At 47.8% G+C, this 17,031-nt stretch carries 17 protein-coding genes; 10 read left to right on the forward strand and 7 right to left on the reverse strand.

The window, feature by feature from the left end:
- Positions 1 to 36 precede the first annotated feature (36 nt).
- Entirely contained in the window at positions 37 to 3,885 is a 3,849-nt protein-coding gene (licC, locus tag MKX80_RS02195; RefSeq protein ID WP_268342653.1) for a lichenysin non-ribosomal peptide synthetase LicC, read from the forward strand.
- 3 nt (positions 3,886 to 3,888) lie between these two features.
- Positions 3,889 to 4,629 (forward strand): lichenysin biosynthesis thioesterase LicTE, encoded by a 741-nt coding sequence (gene licTE, locus MKX80_RS02200; RefSeq protein ID WP_182069343.1) that lies wholly within the window; start codon positions 3,889 to 3,891, stop codon positions 4,627 to 4,629.
- Between the two features lie 47 nt (positions 4,630 to 4,676).
- Here the strand turns inward: licTE and MKX80_RS02205 are convergent, their stop codons facing one another.
- Entirely contained in the window at positions 4,677 to 5,588 is a 912-nt protein-coding gene (locus tag MKX80_RS02205; RefSeq protein ID WP_182069341.1) for a DMT family transporter, read from the reverse strand.
- 134 nt (positions 5,589 to 5,722) lie between these two features.
- Between MKX80_RS02205 and MKX80_RS02210 the strand changes: the two genes are divergently transcribed.
- Positions 5,723 to 7,072, forward strand: a complete 1,350-nt coding sequence (locus MKX80_RS02210) for a PLP-dependent aminotransferase family protein (protein ID WP_268315674.1) — start codon at positions 5,723 to 5,725, stop codon at positions 7,070 to 7,072.
- Positions 7,073 to 7,083: 11 nt separating this feature from the next.
- Here the strand turns inward: MKX80_RS02210 and MKX80_RS02215 are convergent, their stop codons facing one another.
- Positions 7,084 to 7,764, reverse strand: a complete 681-nt coding sequence (locus MKX80_RS02215; protein WP_182071079.1) for a 4'-phosphopantetheinyl transferase superfamily protein — start codon at positions 7,762 to 7,764, stop codon at positions 7,084 to 7,086.
- Positions 7,765 to 7,863: 99 nt separating this feature from the next.
- On the opposite strand from MKX80_RS02215, the gene MKX80_RS02220 reads away from it, so the two are divergent.
- From MKX80_RS02220 to MKX80_RS02230, 3 genes are all read left to right on the forward strand, one after another.
- A complete protein-coding gene (locus MKX80_RS02220; protein WP_182069337.1) occupies positions 7,864 to 8,649 on the forward strand; it encodes an alpha/beta hydrolase-fold protein in 786 nt (261 codons plus the stop codon).
- 40 nt (positions 8,650 to 8,689) lie between these two features.
- Positions 8,690 to 9,004: a helix-turn-helix domain-containing protein gene (locus MKX80_RS02225; protein WP_326099708.1), complete on the forward strand. Its 315-nt coding sequence runs from the start codon at positions 8,690 to 8,692 to the stop codon at positions 9,002 to 9,004.
- A 67-nt stretch (positions 9,005 to 9,071) separates the two neighbouring features.
- Positions 9,072 to 9,557: a GyrI-like domain-containing protein gene (locus tag MKX80_RS02230; RefSeq protein ID WP_326849665.1), complete on the forward strand. Its 486-nt coding sequence runs from the start codon at positions 9,072 to 9,074 to the stop codon at positions 9,555 to 9,557.
- A gap of 27 nt (positions 9,558 to 9,584) precedes the next feature.
- On the opposite strand, the gene MKX80_RS02235 is transcribed toward MKX80_RS02230, so the two are convergent.
- Positions 9,585 to 10,247 (reverse strand): YitT family protein, encoded by a 663-nt coding sequence (locus MKX80_RS02235; RefSeq protein WP_075753853.1) that lies wholly within the window; start codon positions 10,245 to 10,247, stop codon positions 9,585 to 9,587.
- Between the two features lie 163 nt (positions 10,248 to 10,410).
- Here MKX80_RS02235 and MKX80_RS02240 point away from each other — a divergent pair, with 163 nt between their 5' ends.
- Entirely contained in the window at positions 10,411 to 10,575 is a 165-nt protein-coding gene (locus tag MKX80_RS02240; RefSeq protein WP_268342654.1) for a hypothetical protein, read from the forward strand.
- Between the two features lie 45 nt (positions 10,576 to 10,620).
- A complete protein-coding gene (locus tag MKX80_RS02245) occupies positions 10,621 to 10,809 on the forward strand; it encodes a hypothetical protein (protein ID WP_254115756.1) in 189 nt (62 codons plus the stop codon).
- Positions 10,810 to 10,817: 8 nt separating this feature from the next.
- Here MKX80_RS02245 and MKX80_RS02250 read toward each other — a convergent pair whose 3' ends face one another.
- Positions 10,818 to 11,066 carry a hypothetical protein gene (locus MKX80_RS02250; RefSeq protein ID WP_234112616.1) on the reverse strand — a complete coding sequence of 83 codons (249 nt, stop codon included), beginning with the start codon at positions 11,064 to 11,066 and terminating at the stop codon, positions 10,818 to 10,820.
- A 238-nt stretch (positions 11,067 to 11,304) separates the two neighbouring features.
- Between MKX80_RS02250 and MKX80_RS02255 the strand changes: the two genes are divergently transcribed.
- Complete coding sequence (locus MKX80_RS02255; RefSeq protein WP_268342655.1) at positions 11,305 to 12,966, forward strand: pyridoxal-dependent decarboxylase; 1,662 nt, start codon at positions 11,305 to 11,307, stop codon at positions 12,964 to 12,966.
- Positions 12,967 to 12,980: 14 nt separating this feature from the next.
- Complete coding sequence (locus MKX80_RS02260; RefSeq protein WP_268342656.1) at positions 12,981 to 14,705, forward strand: methyl-accepting chemotaxis protein; 1,725 nt, start codon at positions 12,981 to 12,983, stop codon at positions 14,703 to 14,705.
- Positions 14,706 to 14,743: 38 nt separating this feature from the next.
- Here MKX80_RS02260 and MKX80_RS02265 read toward each other — a convergent pair whose 3' ends face one another.
- The 3 genes from MKX80_RS02265 to tcyA are packed head-to-tail and all read right to left on the reverse strand — an operon-like array spanning position 14,744 to position 17,000.
- Entirely contained in the window at positions 14,744 to 15,487 is a 744-nt protein-coding gene (locus MKX80_RS02265) for an amino acid ABC transporter ATP-binding protein (protein WP_154998512.1), read from the reverse strand.
- A gap of 15 nt (positions 15,488 to 15,502) precedes the next feature.
- A complete protein-coding gene (locus MKX80_RS02270; RefSeq protein ID WP_043926244.1) occupies positions 15,503 to 16,207 on the reverse strand; it encodes an amino acid ABC transporter permease in 705 nt (234 codons plus the stop codon).
- Positions 16,194 to 17,000 carry a cystine ABC transporter substrate-binding lipoprotein TcyA gene (gene tcyA / locus MKX80_RS02275; protein WP_154998510.1) on the reverse strand — a complete coding sequence of 269 codons (807 nt, stop codon included), beginning with the start codon at positions 16,998 to 17,000 and terminating at the stop codon, positions 16,194 to 16,196. The genes MKX80_RS02270 and tcyA overlap by 14 nt, the downstream gene beginning before the upstream one ends.
- Positions 17,001 to 17,031 lie beyond the last annotated feature (31 nt).

Here is a 17,031-nt window from a genome sequence, read left to right on the forward strand (position 1 = left end):
TGCCAAGCGGGCGAGCCTATGAAAGGGGGAACGATCTTGAGCCAATTTAAAAAAGAACATGTCCAGGACATATATTATTTGTCGCCGATGCAGGAAGGGATGCTGTTTCATACGCTGCTGCATCCGGGACAAGGATTTTATATTGAACAAATCAGCATGCAGGTGAAAGGCTCTTTTCAAAAAAATGTATTGGAAAAAAGCATGAATGTCATCATTGGCAGGTATGATATATTCCGAACCGTTTTCGTTCATGAAAAAATGAAACGTCCGGTTCAAGTCGTTTTAAAGGAAAGGTCATTTCAGGCAGAAGAAATTGATCTATCAGGACTTTCTGAAGCAGAACAAAACGAGAGAATTGAAGATTATAAACGAAAAGATAAAGAAAAAGGGTTTAACCTCTCAAAAGACATTCCGATGAGAACCGCGGTTTTTAAGAAGGGACAGGATCGTTACGAATGGGTGTGGAGCTATCACCATATTCTTCTTGACGGATGGTGCTTCGGCATTGTCGTACAGGAACTGTTCGAAGTGTACCAAGCGCTCCGCGAAAATAAGCCATACAGCCTCGGGCCCGTCAAACCTTACAAAGAATATATTAAATGGCTCGAAAGTCAGGACAAACAAAAATCGCTGGCCTACTGGGAACATCATTTAGCCGGATTCGAAGGGCAGACGACGTTCAGCGAACAACGGAAAAAACCGGAGCAAGCCGGCAATCAGCCGGAAGAACTGCTGTTTACCCTTCCAAAAGAAGATACAGAAGCGTTCACACAGCTTGCAAAGGCGCATCATACCACGTTGAGCACGGCTCTTCAGGCGGTGTGGTCGGTGCTGCTCAGCCGCTATCAGCGATCCCGCGATCTGATCTTCGGTACAGTTGTGTCAGGCCGCCCCGCTGACATTCAAGGTGTCGAGCATATGGTCGGTTTGTTTATCAATGTCGTCCCGAAACGCGTGACCTTTGGCGCGCAAACGACCTTTACGAAACTGGTCGCCGATTTGCAGAAGCAGGCGCTCGAAGCTGAGCCGCATCAATATGTGCCGCTCTATGATATTCAAAGTCATATAGCAGCGCCGAACTTAATCGACCACATTATCGTTTTTGAAAATTACCCGCTGCAAGAAGCCAACAAACAGCAGGAAGAAAAAAATCTCGGCTTCACAATGGACGATATCAGCGTTTTTGAAAAATCGAATTATGATCTGAATTTGCTCGCCTCACCGGGTGAAGAAATGCTGCTGAAACTTGCATACAATCGGAATATCTTTGAACCATCTTTCATCTTGCAGTTAAAAGAACAGCTTTTGACAGCCATTCGCGAGATCATTAGAAATCCGGAGCAGCCGCTTGCCGACATTTGTGTCGTTTCCACGAAGGAAAAAGAGCGCCTTCTCCATGAATTTATCGGTCAAGTCCAACAGAAGCCAACCGGGCTGACGATTCCGCAATGGTTTGAGCAATATGCTGAAGCGCTCCCGGAACAGCCCGCGGTATCAGCGGCCGGGCGGACGCTGACATATCGGGAATTGAACGAACAGGCGAACAAAGTCGCGCATCTTTTGCGCAAAAAGAACGTCGGCCGCGGCGAACCCGTCGCTCTTTTGTTCCGCCGTTCGCCGGAAATGGTCATCGCACTACTCGCCGTCTTAAAAGCAGGGGGCGCCTATCTGCCGATTGACCCGGAATATCCTGAAGCGCGGATTCAGTACATGCTGGAAGACAGCGGGGCTGTTTGCATGCTGACACAAGAAGAGCTTGCCGGGCAGGCGGCGTCGCTTTCTTTTCATAAGAATACGATCTTGATCGACGATCCGGCGGTGTCTGCAGAAAGCGGGCGGAACCTTGAAATCGCAGCCAAGCCGGACGGCCTTGCTTATATCATGTATACGTCAGGCACAACGGGAAAACCGAAAGGCAACCTGACGACACATGCCAATATTACAAGGGTTGTAAAAGAAACAAACTACATCAGCCTTTCCGAGAAAGACACCTTGCTGTCCCTTTCAAACTATGCGTTTGACGGCTTCACATTTGATGTGTACGGCGCGCTGTTAAACGGAGCAAAGCTGGTGGTGGCTGATCAGGCGACGATTCTCCATATCGGCAAGCTGACAGAAACGATTCAGAAGGAAAACATCACGGTCATGTTTGTGACAACGGCGCTGTTCAACCTGCTGGTCGATGCCGGAACAGAGTGGATGAAAGGGATTCGCAAAGTCCTGTTCGGCGGAGAGCGCTCATCTGTCAGCCATGTCAAGAAAGCATTTGCTGCCATGGGACCGGACAGAATCATCCATGTATACGGGCCGACGGAAACGACCGTCTTCGCGACGTTCTATCCGGTCAACCGCATGGAGGACAGCGCGGTATCCATTCCGATCGGCAAGCCGATAAACGAAACGAATGCATACATTCTGACGGAAAATAACCGGCTTCAGCCGATTGGAGCGGTGGGTGAATTGTGTCTGAGCGGTACAGGGGTATCGCGCGGCTATTTGAACAGGCCGGAACTGACTGCGGAAAAATTCGCGCCGCATCCGTTTAACAGCGGTGAAACGATGTACAGGACGGGGGATCTGGCCCGCTGGCTGCCGGACGGCAATATCGACTTCATCGGGCGGATCGATGACCAAGTGAAAATCCGCGGACACCGGATTGAGCTCGGTGAAATCGAAGAGGAGCTGCTGCGCTGTCAAGGCGTAAAGGAAGCGGTGGTAACTGCCATGAAAGGCGGGAACGGGGATGCGGCGCTCACCGCTTATGTCGTCCCCGTGCAGGGAGCTGAGATTTCGAACGAGGAGGTTCGCCGCCAATTGGCTCGGAAGCTTCCGGCTTACATGGTGCCGGCTGCATATATCACGCTTGAAGAGCTGCCGCTCACCGCAAACGGAAAAGTCAACCGCCGCCTTCTTCCTGAAGCCGATGGCCGGCCGAATTCAACAGGGCATCGTGCACCTCGGAATGCTACGGAAGAAAAGCTTGCGGTGATTTGGTCTGAGGTTCTCGGCAGACAGCAGATCGGAATAGACGAGAACTTTTTTGAAATCGGCGGACATTCATTGAAAGCCATGGCCGTCACCTCCCGGATGCTGAAAGACCTCGCCATCGATGTTCCGGTGAATGTGTTGTTTGAAATGCCTACAATCGAGGGTCTCGCGGCTTATATCGACCAAGGCGGACATGCGGATGACGTGAAAAAAACCGTCTTCAATCAGGAAAGCACCCGCCATTTGTTCGCCTTCCCGCCCGTCCTCGGATATGGCATCATGTACAGCAAACTGGCCGCACAAATGCCGGAGTACAAGATTCATGCGTTTGACTTTATAGAAAGCGATAACCGAGCCGTGCGCTATGCCGAAGCTATCTCCGGCCTTCAGCCTGAAGGACCGCTGACATTGATCGGCTATTCAGCCGGCTGCGGACTTGCCTTTGAAGTGGCGCAAGCGCTCGAAAAGAACGGGCGGAAAGTCGAAAAGCTGCTGATGATCGACTCATATATGAAGAATGATGTCAGCGATTTAGAAGGGCGGTCAATTGAAACCGATACAGCTGCCCTGATGGAAGCCAACAAGGACAATGAATATATGAAAATCAAGGCGGTTGCCGATGGCATCGCTAAAAAGATGACAGCCTATTATTCTTACTTTGTCAATCTTGTTCATCAAGGAACGGTCAGCTCCGAGATTATCTTGATCAAATCAGAGCAGGCGAAACCGCTCCCGGCATGGCTTTCGTCGTGGAAAGAAGGAACGGAGTCTTCTTATGATGAATATCAAGGAGTTGGAAGACATGATGAAATGCTTGCGGACGGCTTTGTCAAAACTAATGCAGATCTGATCAGACAGATTTTGGGCGAACGTGCCGCTGTAATCGGAGGTGCATGATGCATGGACGAGATCATTAAGCAGTTTGGAGCGCCGGCAAGCGGCATGCAGTTGATCTGTTTCCCGTTTGCCGGGGGATACTCGGCATCATTCAGGCCGCTTTATGAACATTTAAAAGCAGATTTTGATATGCTGGCGATCGAACCGCCTGGACACGGAACAAATCGAATGGCGCTTGTCGACAATTTGGAAGAACTCGTCGATCTGTATATAGCGGCGCTCAAGCCGAGGCTTTCCTCCCAATTCGTGCTGTTCGGCCACAGCATGGGCGGCATGGTTGTTTACAGGTTGGCGCAAAAGCTTGAACAGGAAGGGATCTTTCCGGCAGCCGCGGTGATTTCAGCGATTCAGCCGCCTCATATTCAGCGGCAAAAGGTGTCTCACAAAAATGATGACGCATTTCTCGACCATCTCAGCCAGCTTGGCGGAATACCTCAGGAACTGGCAGAGCACAGGGAAATCATGAGCTTTTTCCTGCCGTCATTCAGAGCGGACTACAGAGCGCTTGAGACGTTCTGCCATACGGATCATACGCCGCTCAGATCGCCTGTTCATATCCTGAACGGAGATCGTGATGAGAAATGCATGAAGGATGCGCTTGGCTGGAAAAAGTGGGCGCGTACGATCGATTTCCACTATTTCAAAGGCGGACATATGTATCTTTTATCAGAAACGGAACAAGTAGCCGCCAAGATTAAAACGATTGCCGCGGCCAGCCGCAGGGAGGCTGGTCCGGCAATTTAAAGAAAAACGGAAAATCGGTGTGTTGAAACAGCCGATTTTCCGTTTTTTTAGCTTTTTTTCAGCTGATTTTCCGGCTGAACCATCGTCGCTCCGATCATTCCGGCAATGATCATCCCCGTTCCTGCGAAGTGAAACCATTCGAGTGATTCTCCCAGCCATATGATCCCCGCTAAAATCGTCACCAGTGTCGCCAGATGATTAAACATGCTGATTTTCGCAGCTTCTATTTTTGACAGAGCATAATTTGATAAAAATGATGTCGCAAACGATGACAACACACCCAAATACAAAACCGAAAGAACAAACACCGGATCAGTGAAGGGGGCAAAAAATCCGCTCAGCGTGCCGTCTGACATGTGACTGATCCCGGCGATGCCGTTGAAAAAAAGAAATCCCGCACCCGTTGTCACATATGTTAATTCAAGCGAGCTGAAGGTGCGTGTCATCTTTCTGGCGAGCACACTGTAGCCCGCCGATGAAAGCGCCGAAAGCAAAATCAGCGCCGCCCCTCTCAAATCGGAACTTCCGGTGCCTGCACTTTTCATCATAAAGATGCAGGCCACCCCCGCCGCTGACAAGACGGTGAAAAAGAATTGCCGCTTCGTAAACCGCTCATTTAAAAAATAAGCGGCGAATATCATCGTAAAGATCGGGATCGCCGCTTGAATGATGCCGGCTTCAGACGAAGACGTGTAGACGAGCCCGAAAACTTGAAAAGCAAAAAACATGACAGGATAAAATAAAGCTAAAGGCAGCACCTTCAGTGCGTCTTTTATGCTGATGGCGATCTTCACCCATCCGAGCAGAAGGGGAAAGAGCGCAGCCAAAAAAGCGACCGTAAAGCGATGGGCCAGAATGTCGACCGGACTCGCTGCAGTGAGAGCTAATTTGACAAAGAAAAAGGAAAGCCCAATGATAAAAGCATAGAGCAAAGCTGCCGCATAAGCAGTTTTGTTCAAAGTCGATCATCTCCGTTGAGTATGCATGCAATACAGATATTTTACCGGCTTCTGTCATCTTATACGGAAGCGAAATCTGATACAATACAAAAAAACGGAATCTGTACCGTTACAGATTGGCGAAGGAGACGAACATGCACAAATATGTCGCATTGATGAATCAATTGGAGGTTATGATCGAAGACAAATCCTTTCAGGAAGGGGACAGGCTGCCTTCCATCCGCGCGCTGTCTGTACGCTTCAATGTAAGCAAAAGCACGGTCATCAGGGCGTTTAACGAGCTGGAAAGACGGCACCTCATCTATTCAGTGCCGAAAAGCGGCTATTACGTCGTGAAAAAAACGAATCAGCGGTCAAACCCCGGAAAGACTGTGATCGATTTCGCAGCATCTGCTCCTGATCCGGATGTTTTTCCATACATCGATTTTCAGCATTGCATCAATAAAGCCATTGACACATACAAAAACGATCTGTTTATCTATGGGACGCCGAAAGGTCTTCCGTCATTAATCGAGGCCATACAAAAAGAGCTTGCCAACGGCCAGGTGTTTGCAAAAGAGGAACACATTTTTATTACATCAGGCGTCCAGCAAGCCCTCGCTTTGCTCGCTTCAATGCCTTTTCCTAACGGAAAGCGGAAAATTCTGATCGAACAGCCGAGCTATCATTTACTGATTCAATACCTTGAGGTTCACGGCATCCCCGCGATCGGCATCGAGAGAACCGCTGAAGGCATCGATATGGACGAGCTGGAGCGCATCTTTCAAACCGAAGACATCAAATTCTTTTATACGATGCCGAGATTCCACAATCCGCTCGGGACCTCCTATACGGAACAGGAAAAAATGGCCATCGTCAAGCTGGCGGAGAAATATGACGTCTATATCGCCGAGGATGATTTTTTAGGAGATTTGGAGAATCATAAAAAGGCGGATCCGTTACATTATTATGACGTTTCTTCACACGTGATTTATTTGAAAAGTTTCTCAAAGATTATTTTTCCGGGTCTGCGGGTCGGAGCCGCCGTGCTCCCCGCTTCTCTGACAAATGTGTTCAACCGGTACAAACAGCTGCTCGACATTGACAGTTCCATGCTTTCTCAGGCCGCTTTGGAGATCTATTTGAAGAGCGGGATGTTTGAAAAGCATAAGCAAAAGATTCGTTCTTCCTATCAAAAAAGATCATGCCTTCTGCATGATCTGCTAAAAGAATGTGCCGCGTCTCTAGGAGATGTGTTTGAATTTCATCCTCCCGCAAATCCGGCTATCCACACCCATATCGAATTGGACCGAACGATCCCGGTTTCCCGTCTGATTAAAAGCTTACAAAAACGGGACGTCCTGCTCGAACCGGTAAACGCTCATTATATGCCGGCTTTTCCAAAAAGAAATCTTTTAAAAATCAATACGTCCAATGTGAAGGAAGAAGACATCCGCCGCGGCATCGAGCGATTGCGGCAAGCGGTGGAGACCGCTTATTTTTAGGGCGGGACTTTTTAAAGCATTGTCAGTTCAGCACAGCTTTTCATCACAATGCGGCCGGGAAATTCAGGCGCGGCGGAACACACCGCCATTTTATAGCCGGGGTCAATTTCATAGGTCTGTATATAACAAGGCGGATAGCCCGGAGGAGTTTCCACCGAAGCGCGCCCCTGTTCGTTCAGCTTGACGGAGAAGGAATCAAGCGGCAGAGACAGGCCTTTTCCCGCCTGTTTGATAAAGCTTTCTTTCATCGTCCACAAATGATAGAAATACGACAAGCGCTCTGAGTCGTCCTTTTCCATGAGATCATGGTGCTCAGAAGGTGAAAAAAACCGCTTGGCAATGTCGAAATTGATCGGCTTGATTTTTTCGACATCCACTCCGATCGGCTGCGTGCCAGCTCCGCACACGATCCATTTTCCGGAGTGGGAAATGTTGAAATGAAAGTCGTTCAGGCCTTCAGCAGCCGGTTTGCCGTACTTTCCTTCCGTAAAACGGATCTGATCATTCGGCAAATGAAACGTTTCGCTGATGATATGCCTCGCCAGCACTTCCCCGATCAGCGTCCGGCTGGCATCTTCGGGATATCTGTATCTGCCCACTTTTTTTCGCTTTTCTTCAGATACCATGGCCATCATTCGGTTAAATTGACCGGCTTCCGGCAGCTGATCCATATAAACGGCGTAAATCTTCATCAAATGCAACCTCTTCACATGATATTTTTTCTGCTTTCATTTTAGCAAACGGGCAGCAGGAAAGATAGGCATGATACTCGTACAGAATGGAGGATGAACATGATAGACGGAACATTGATCAAAGATACATACTCAGGAAGGGAGCTTTTGATCTACCTTCCTCCTTCATACGGGAGCGGTGAAAACCGTTATCCCGTCCTATACGTACAAGACCTGGGAGATTTGTTTGATCCGGCATACAGCGGCAGTTTGCGCTCAATCGAAAAGCTGTTTTTGAATCAGGAAGTGCCGGAATTGCTGCTGGTCGGAGTGGCTCCAAAAGACAGGGAAAGCGAATACACCCCTTTTCCCAAGCCGCATTTGCTGCCGAATAAACGGAAGTACGGCGGGAAGGGCAACGAATATGCCGCTTTTTTGGCAAATCGGCTCAAGCCTCATATCGACCGGCGCTACCGAACAAATCCAAGCCGTGAACATACAGGAATCATCGGAAAGTCGTTCGGCGGATTGATCTCGGTTTACACGGCATATTTAGCATCTGAGACTTTTGGGAAAATCGGATCTTTGTCAGGGTCTTTCTGGTTTGAAGGAATGACCGAGTTTATGAAGAATAACCGCTTTGAAAATGAGCATCTGCGCATTTATATGGATGTCGGAAGCACGGAAGGGGCAGACAGGGATAATCTGCAGAAGGAGATGATATCGAGGACGAAGGAAGCCTTCAGCCTGTTAACCGAAAGCGCCGCCTCCGAAAAAGAACTGAAATTTGTCATTGATGAAGGAGGCTCACATCGGCTTGAGAGGTTTGCGAAGCGTTTTCCGGAAGCTGTCAAATGGCTGTTCGGCTCCTGTCACAACAACGCACGGAATGACAGGAATGTCTGATTGGCATGAAGTATCGTTGTAAACGAGAGGAGCGGAAGCAATGGACATTCTGAATCGTTTGGCTGAAAGCATCGATTATATAGAAAAGCACTTGGATCAGCCGCTGAAACACGAAGAAATCGCCAAAATCGCATATTGTTCGAAATTTCATTATCAGCGGATGTTCTACATGCTGACGGGTGTCACACTTGCCGATTATATTCGGAAAAGAAGGCTGACAGTCGCCGCGCAGGAGCTGGCTGCTTCACAAATAAAAGTGATTGATGCTGCTTTTAAGTACGGCTACAACACACCGGAAGCATTTTCAGGAGGCCTTCAGCCGCCTTCACGGCATCAGCCCTTCACAGGCCCGTGAAAAAGGCCGGACGCTCAGGACATTTCCGCGTCTTTCCTTTCATATTCAAATAAAAGGAGTGGAGGATATGAATTACAAGGTTGTTGAAAAAGAATCGTTTCAGGTGATCGGCAAAGTATTGGAGGTTACGGTGAGGGATGGTCAAAACAAAAAAGATATTCCGGCTTTTTGGAACGAATTAAATCACAACGGCTTCACCGATTCTTTAAAGCCGCATATCGGCCAACTCGGCTTCCTTGGGGTCTGCATCGATTTTAACGATCAAGCCGATACGTTCAATTATGTCATCGGGGTCGAAAAAACAACGGCTGACACGCCTGCCGGCTGTGTCGAAAAACCGATTCCTACCGCAACATGGGCCGTATTTGAAGCCGTCGGTCCCGTCAATCCGACTGTTCAAGCCACATGGGAAAGGATCTTCTCAGAATGGTTTCCGGCGACAGGCTATGAACTGGCAAACGCTCCGCAATTTGAATCCTATCCGAAAGACGGGGATATTATGGCGCAAGACCATATCACCGAGATTTGGATACCGGTAGTAAAGAAAAAATAATTTGAATGAGAAAAACGGATGAAAGGCTCATCCGTTTTTTTTCAGCGACATATGTACAGGCTTGGCAGCTCTGATGCGCCTTCCTGTCATTGCTGCTTTTAAAAGCTGTTTGGACTGCGGCAAAGAAAACCGCAAAATCAGGCCTGTTAAAATGGCGGTTAAGACAGTGCCAATGCCGATCGGCCCGCCGAGCAGCCAGCCGATCAATAAAATCGTCAGCTCCATTCCGTTTCGGACCCACTGAACGTTCCAGCCCGTTTTCTCGGAAATCAAAAGCATCAAAGAGTCACGCGGACCCGCACCGAGATCGGCCGACACATAAATGCCGACTCCGTAACCGATAAAAATGACGCCGATCACGAATACGACAGTGCTTGAAATATACGTTTCCGGGTCTGGAAGAATATACGTAAAGAAATCTATAAAAATACCGATTAACAGCATATTAAGCACAGCGCCGATTTTCGGCCATGCTTTTGTAAATAAAGACGTTAAACCTACGATGACAGCCCCGACAATAATAGCCCATTGGCCGACCGTAAGGCCCAAAAGCATATACAGCCCGTAGTGAAACGCATCCCAAGGACCGATGCCGAGCACTTTCCCTTCAATCGTAAGAGAAACCCCGAAAGACAAAACAATCAATCCGACAAAATAAAAAAGCCAGCGCAAAACAAGTTCCCGCTTCAATGGATTCCCCTCTTTTCAAAAAAACAATCGATTGTCATTGTATCATATTCTTCAGGACGGATAAATGCGGATTTCGGCATGTGGCTCCTTAATTTACATAATTATGATTATATTCCAATTGATGAAAATGATGTATGATAGCTGTGGAGATACATTTTCCATTATGGAGGGGAGAAATTCAGAGCCTTGGCAGTCGATAGTGATCCGGGACCATTTTATTTATGTCGACGGAAGCATCATCGGCCAGCCCTATTTGACAGAGCCGATGGGCGAACCGAGCGCTTGGGCTGTTCTTGTATGCTGGCTCTTTGCTTTCATTGCGGTTTAGCAGTTTGCCGCGAAAAAACAGCAGATTTTATGAAAAAAGGGGGGAATGGCGTTGATTTTTTTAGTTAGGCTGATCTGTCTTGCCTTTTTAGCCTGTCTGGCGCTGTTGTTTATATTGAACTATGCACCTTTTCTGGCGATGCCCGTTTGGATCGCTTTGATCATTGCCTTAATCGTCTGTCTGTATCTTGCCTTTAAAGAGGAAACGAAGGAATGGAGAAGACGAAAGCACTAATCTTTTCTTCAGCGTTTTTTCTTGAATGAAAGAACATTTGCCAAAACGAAATAGATAACGGCCGTCCCGGACACAAATAATAAAAATTCTTTCCACTCTCTTGCCGTCATGTATACAAGGCGGCGGATTTCGAGGTGTTCATCCAAGTAATAAGCCTGGGTATATGCGCCGACTGTCATGCCGATAAAGGCGAATAGACCGAACACATTGAGCACCATTCTCATGCTGAAAGTCTTTTTCTCTTTTTCGTGTTTCATTTTAAAGAAATCCTTTCCAATATAAATTTATCATTCTATTTGTACGGAAATAGCGCTCAAATGATTCGAAAACTTCTTAATCTATTGTTAAGAAGTTTTTTTATTTAAAAGAAAATGTAAAAGATAAAACAATTTCATGAACTTTTTGAGCGAAAGCCTAAAAATATAGGAAGATTATACCGATATGGCAAGTGAAATCTTTTTCTGAAATATAAAAGACAAGGCAGGAGAGAAAATCATGCAGCAACGCAATACACCGGATGTACAGAAATGGTTTCCGAGCGAAGACGGAAATGAAGCAAAAAGACACGAATTCCTATCATTGATCGAGCAGCTGATCGAGGGAGTGGATGAGCTGAAAAACCCGGATCAGGTCAACCTTGGCGGCGAGAAGAACCGTGAGGGCTTCTTTTATGAAAAGCTGGTTGCAGAGAGTCGGATTCCGCATGAAGGTGCGCCGATGAAAGAGGTTAACGAAGAGCTGTTGAAGCTGTTGTACGGCCATCCGTATCACACCAAATACTTTTTCACGAACATTCTGCCGATGGCCAGCATCCCGGGGATATTAGGCATGCTTACGGCGTTTATGGTCAATGGCAACAACCTGTGGGATGTGTACGGTCCAGCCGGAGCGGAGGCGGAAGTGAAAGTTACGGCGATGATGTCTAAGCTTGCGGGGTATGATGCCGAAACAAGCGGAGGATATACAACGTGGGGAGGACAAGGGGCGGTATACAGCGGCCTCAGAATCGCGATTGCCAAAATGGCGCCTTCAGCGCTGAAGGAAGGAGTTCCCGGCAATTTCTATGCGTTTTGTTCTGAAGCGGCTCATTACAGCTTGTATAAGTCGATGGAAGCCGCAGGACTTGGCAGCGATCATTTAATTAAAGTCAAAACAAATCTCGACCATTCCATGGATACGGAAGATTTGCGAGCGAAGCTTAGACAAGTCTGCGAAGCCGGGGGCATTCCCGTTTATATCGTGGCTACGACAGGAACGACAGATGCGATCGGCATCGATGATGTGAGCGCTGTCCGCCGTGCGGCTGAAGAAACGGCGAAGAGCTTCGGTCTGCCGGTTCCGCATATCCACGCCGATTCCGCCCTGGGAGGATTTTTTGCCTTTTTTAATGAGTACGATCTGAATGAGAACGCTTTATCCTTCAGTCCCGGTGTCCTCAGCATGATCAAACCGATTCAGGAAAAAATGAGGCATCTGCATGCAGCCGATTCGCTTTGCTTTGATTTTCAGAAGCTCGGGCAGACGCCTTATGTGACAAGCCTGTTTCTTGTGAAGGATCGCAATGACTTAAAACGGATCGATCTGGATCCTGATGAGACGCCGTATGTCGGCCACCGCGGCTATGGGGACTACCATACGGGCTACACGCTGGAATGTTCGCGCATGGCCAGTTCGATCAGTATGTACAGTGCGCTGATGGCATTTGGCTATGAAGGCTATCAAAAGCTGCTCGCCCAATTTCTTGAAGTCAACCTGCATTTTAGGGAACAGCTGTCTCAGCAGATTCCGGAGGCCGATATTGTGAACCCGGACAACTGCGGCATGTCTACGCTGTTCCGCATTTATCCTGAAGGTGCGCCGAGATTTGAAGACGAAATTTCGGGAGCATGCACCATTCAAGAGCTGGAAAGAAACAATGCACTCACTGAAAAATTATTTGAAAAGCTCGGAACAAAAAGGGACAAGATGTTTTTTGGCGATACGAAAAAACACTTGCTTGTGAAGTCCTGTGAAGGAACTGAGATACCGCTGTGCGTCAGCAAATTTTTCGTCATTTCTCCGTATACCATGCCTGAACATGTCCCGGGAATTATCGATTATTTAAAAGAAAATATTGAGGAAGTCTGCCGGGAGCATGGATCTCTCATGACAAATTAAAGGGGATATAGACGATGAAAACGTTGAAGAAAAAGCTAACAGAACACATTTCAGTCAAAATTATGATTGGCGTCGCCTTAGTGCTTTTGATCACGATCGCATCATTTTCAGCTGTGTTTACTTTTATCAGCAAAGACTTGTCAGAGCAGCTGAAACAGCAGTTCCAAAACCGCCTTTATACCGATATTCATCTTGCTGAAAACCAAATCAAACGTCTGGACGGGAATCCGCTTGAGATCGATTCCGCAGACAGTCCGCTTTACAAGCAGACAAAAATGGCTGTGGACAGCCTGAAAAAGAAAAACAAACTTGAGAATATCTACATCCTTTCCAATGAGGGCGGGAAGGAGCGGATTCTCGTGCTGTCGGATACGTCCGATGATTTCGGCACGGATTACAGCTTTTCTCCCGAAATGAAAGAAGCTTTGACGACAAACAAAGAGACGGTAAGCGATGTGTATGAGGACGAATACGGCATCCACCAGTCGATTTTTCTGCCGCTTGAGAACGGCTCCGGCGAAAAGGTCGGTATTTTGGGGATCGACCTTGATGCTTCCGTGATTCCGGCGACAGCGGCAAAAGCGAAATGGTATACAGTTGCGATCGCAGCATTTGTCTTGCTGCTCGGCATGGTCATGGCCTATTTTCTCGGTTCTTATATCGCGAAGCCGATCAGGCAGCTGATGAAGGCTTCAGAAAAAATTGCCGACGGCGATCTATCGGCCGACATTTCTGTCAAGAGCCGTGATGAAGCAGGAAAGCTTGCCGAATCGTTCAAGCGGATGAGCGAAAATTTACAACAGTTGATCGGACATATTTCAGCTTCCTCTGAAGAGGTATCCAAGACGAGCCTCCAGCTGAAAAATGTATCGGCTGAATCGAGCGAAAGCGCAATCCAGGTGGCTGAATCGATGAACAGCATGAGCGAGGGAATCAACGAAGTTGTCTCTTCCGTTTCAGATTGCCATACATCGGCTGCCGAAATCGATCATCAGCTTTCACATGTCACAGAAGAAGTAAACGAGATGAAGAACGTTGCCGAAGGCGTCAGCAAGGATTCCAAGACAGGCCAGGAGCTTGTCGAAGAAACATTGCGGCAGACCCAGACGATTAAAAACGTGATGGAAGAGTCCAAACAAGCGGCAGCAGAGATGCAAAATCATACCGAAGAAATTGAAAAAGTCATCGGAATGATTTCCTCTATTGCCGAACAGACGAATTTGCTCGCGCTCAATGCTTCCATTGAAGCTGCCCGCGTCGGTGAAGAAGGCCAGGGTTTTGCGGTTGTTGCGGGAGAAGTCAGAAAGCTTTCTGAACGCTCGGCAGATGCCGCTTTATCCGTTTCCCAGCTTGTGGCGGGCACGCAGGAGAGCAGCCGGCTTGTCATGGAACGCATTCAGGAGGGAAATGAAGCGGTTGACAAAGGGCAGATTTTAATTAATGGCACATACGAGAATTTTTCAGGTATTTTTAAAGGGATCTCTCAATTTGCCGAACGCACTGATCAATTGCTGCAGTCATTGTTAAAAGTCGAAAAATCGTATCAAACCATTTCGTCCGCGATGGAACAGATTTCCTCCGTTACAGAAGAGCAGGCGGCAGGTTCTGAAGAAGTCGCTGCAGCAGCGGAGCAGCAAAGCGCCGGCATGCAGGAAATCGCATCGGCCATTCAGCAGCTTTCCGCTTTGTCGGAAGAATTGAATCAAGCGGCATCCAAGTTTAAATTAGCCGCTGAATAAACAGAACAGCCTGATCCGGAGAGATCAGGCTGTTTTGTTTATACAGGATTCAAAATTCGGTTTAAAAACTGTTTTGTTCTTTCTTCCTTAGGGGCTGAGAAAATTTGTTCAGGCGGACCCTGTTCGACGATAACGCCGCCGTCGATAAAGACGACTTCATCTGCGACATCCTGCGCGAATTTGATTTCGTGGGTGACGACAACCATTGTCCAGCCCTCATTTGCAAGGTCTTTCATGACTTTCAGCACTTCACCGACCAGCTCGGGGTCAAGCGCTGATGTAGGCTCGTCAAAAAGCATCAGTTCAGGCTTGATGGCCAGGGCGCGGGCGATGCCGACGCGCTGCTGCTGTCCCCCGGAAAGCTGGAATGGATAGAGGTCCATTTTGTCTTCAAGGCCGACCTTTTGCAGCAGCTGAACGGCTTCCTTTTTGACCTCTGCTTTATTGCGCTTTTGCACTTTTACAGGCCCTTCCATCACATTTTCGAGCACGGTGCGGTGCGGGAACAGGTGATAGGCCTGGAATACCATTCCCGACTTTCTCCGCAGGCGGAGGAGGTCAGCCGGTTTATTTTTCTTGGAAAAGTCGATGGTGAAATCGTCAAAAGAAAGAATGCCGCGGTTTGGAGTTTCCAAAGCGTTCAGGCAGCGAAGCAGCGTCGTCTTGCCGGAACCGGAAGGCCCTAAAATGGCGATCACTTTTCCTTTTTCGATGTTCAGATCGATTTTTTTTAAGATTTCATTTTCGCCGAAGGATTTATTCAGCCCTTTGATCGCAAGCATTGTCTATTTCCCTCCTTACTTGGCCACATACCGGTCCAAACGCCGTTCAATCTGCTGCTGAACAAGCGCGAGAACAAAGCAGATGATCCAATAGATAAATGCGGCTTCCATATAAATGATTAAAATTTGGTCAAGGTTGCTGGCCCCGATTTCCTGGGCTTTCCGGAATAATTCAGCAACAAGAATCTGTGACGCAAGCGATGTGTCTTTAACCAAGCTGATGAATGTATTGGATAATGGCGGAATCGACACGCGTACAGCTTGCGGCAGGATGACCCTGGTAAGCGCCGTTTTTTGAGTCATTCCAATCGAATAAGCCGCTTCCCACTGTCCTTTCGGAACAGAAAGGATGGAAGCCCTGATGATTTCCGATGCATAAGCGCCGACATTTAATGAAAAGGCAATGATTGCGCTCGGAAACGGGTCAATCGTGATTTGAAACGCAGGAAACAAGTAAAAAATGATAAACAGCTGAACGAGCAGCGGCGTTCCGCGGATCGCTGAGACATAAATGCCGAAAACCGCTCTTAAAATGCGGGATTTGGACATTCTCGCCAGCGCCGTGATCAATGCGATGATCATACCGAATATAAAAGAGAGAATGGCAAGGGGAATCGAGTAATAGATTCCCCTTAAAAAGATCGGCCAAAATGACTCACGCACAAGATCCCACGGGATCGCCGCGCCGATGGCCGCCGCTTGTATATTACTTAGAAACATCTTCGCCAAACCATTTCTTCGCTATTTTCGCGAGTGTGCCATCCTCTTTCATGTCTTTCAGCGCGGAGTTGACCTTGTCAACCAGCTCGCCGCTTCCTTTGCGGAAAGCAAAATGCGTAGTTTGCGGCTCGCCTGTTTCAAAAGCGACTTTCAGGTTTTTGTTTCCTGATGTCTTCAAATAGTTCAGCACCGCCAGTTTATCGTTAAAGGTGAGGTCGACACGGCCCTGCTGAATCAGCTGAAACGCTTGAGCCATTCCTTCCACGCCTTCGATTTCAGCTCCGGCGTTTTTCGCAAGGTCATTATAGTTGCTTGTCAAAGACTGTGCAGCTTTTTTCCCTTTGACATCCCCTTCAGACTTTATATCGTTGTTGTCCGCTTTTGTGACAACGACGGCTTGGGAAGTTGTATATGAATCAGAAAAATCGTACTGATCTTCACGTTCTTTTTTCCCGACTTGATTGGCAACGACGTCAAAACGCTTGGAGTTGAGTCCGGCAAACATGCTGTCCCACTGTGTTTCTTTAAATTCAGCTTTCAGGTTGAGGCGCTTGGCGACTTCCTGCATCACTTCGACATCATAACCTGTTAATTGATCTGTTTTCTTATCGTGGAATGTAAATGGTTCGTACGTTCCTTCAGTACCGACAGTCAAAACGCCTTTATCTTTAATTGAAGACCAGAGGCTGTCGCCGTCTGCGTTTTTATCCTTAGAATTGTCTCCTGACGCGCCGCATGCGGCCATCACGGTGATCAACAGCGTCAATAATACAGCGAAAATGGCTTTCTTCATTTTATTCCCCACTTTTCTGATTGGATTTAGT

This window comes from Bacillus sp. FSL K6-0972 (genome assembly GCF_037976035.1).
Lineage (GTDB): Bacteria > Bacillota > Bacilli > Bacillales > Bacillaceae > Bacillus > Bacillus haynesii.

Coding starts and splice junctions, on each gene's coding strand:
- MKX80_RS02240 (WP_268342654.1), top strand. CDS start 10,411: ATGGAGGGGAGAAATTCAGAGCCTTGGCAGTCGATAGTGATCCGGGAC.
- MKX80_RS02230 (WP_326849665.1), top strand. CDS start 9,072: ATGAATTACAAGGTTGTTGAAAAAGAATCGTTTCAGGTGATCGGCAAA.
- MKX80_RS02245 (WP_254115756.1), top strand. CDS start 10,621: ATGGCGTTGATTTTTTTAGTTAGGCTGATCTGTCTTGCCTTTTTAGCC.
- MKX80_RS02270 (WP_043926244.1), bottom strand. CDS start 16,207: ATGTTTCTAAGTAATATACAAGCGGCGGCCATCGGCGCGGCGATCCCG.
- licTE (WP_182069343.1), top strand. CDS start 3,889: ATGGACGAGATCATTAAGCAGTTTGGAGCGCCGGCAAGCGGCATGCAG.
- MKX80_RS02210 (WP_268315674.1), top strand. CDS start 5,723: ATGCACAAATATGTCGCATTGATGAATCAATTGGAGGTTATGATCGAA.
- MKX80_RS02250 (WP_234112616.1), bottom strand. CDS start 11,066: ATGAAACACGAAAAAGAGAAAAAGACTTTCAGCATGAGAATGGTGCTC.
- MKX80_RS02260 (WP_268342656.1), top strand. CDS start 12,981: ATGAAAACGTTGAAGAAAAAGCTAACAGAACACATTTCAGTCAAAATT.
- MKX80_RS02255 (WP_268342655.1), top strand. CDS start 11,305: ATGCAGCAACGCAATACACCGGATGTACAGAAATGGTTTCCGAGCGAA.
- tcyA (WP_154998510.1), bottom strand. CDS start 17,000: ATGAAGAAAGCCATTTTCGCTGTATTATTGACGCTGTTGATCACCGTG.
- MKX80_RS02265 (WP_154998512.1), bottom strand. CDS start 15,487: ATGCTTGCGATCAAAGGGCTGAATAAATCCTTCGGCGAAAATGAAATC.
- MKX80_RS02215 (WP_182071079.1), bottom strand. CDS start 7,764: ATGAAGATTTACGCCGTTTATATGGATCAGCTGCCGGAAGCCGGTCAA.
- MKX80_RS02225 (WP_326099708.1), top strand. CDS start 8,690: ATGGACATTCTGAATCGTTTGGCTGAAAGCATCGATTATATAGAAAAG.
- MKX80_RS02220 (WP_182069337.1), top strand. CDS start 7,864: ATGATAGACGGAACATTGATCAAAGATACATACTCAGGAAGGGAGCTT.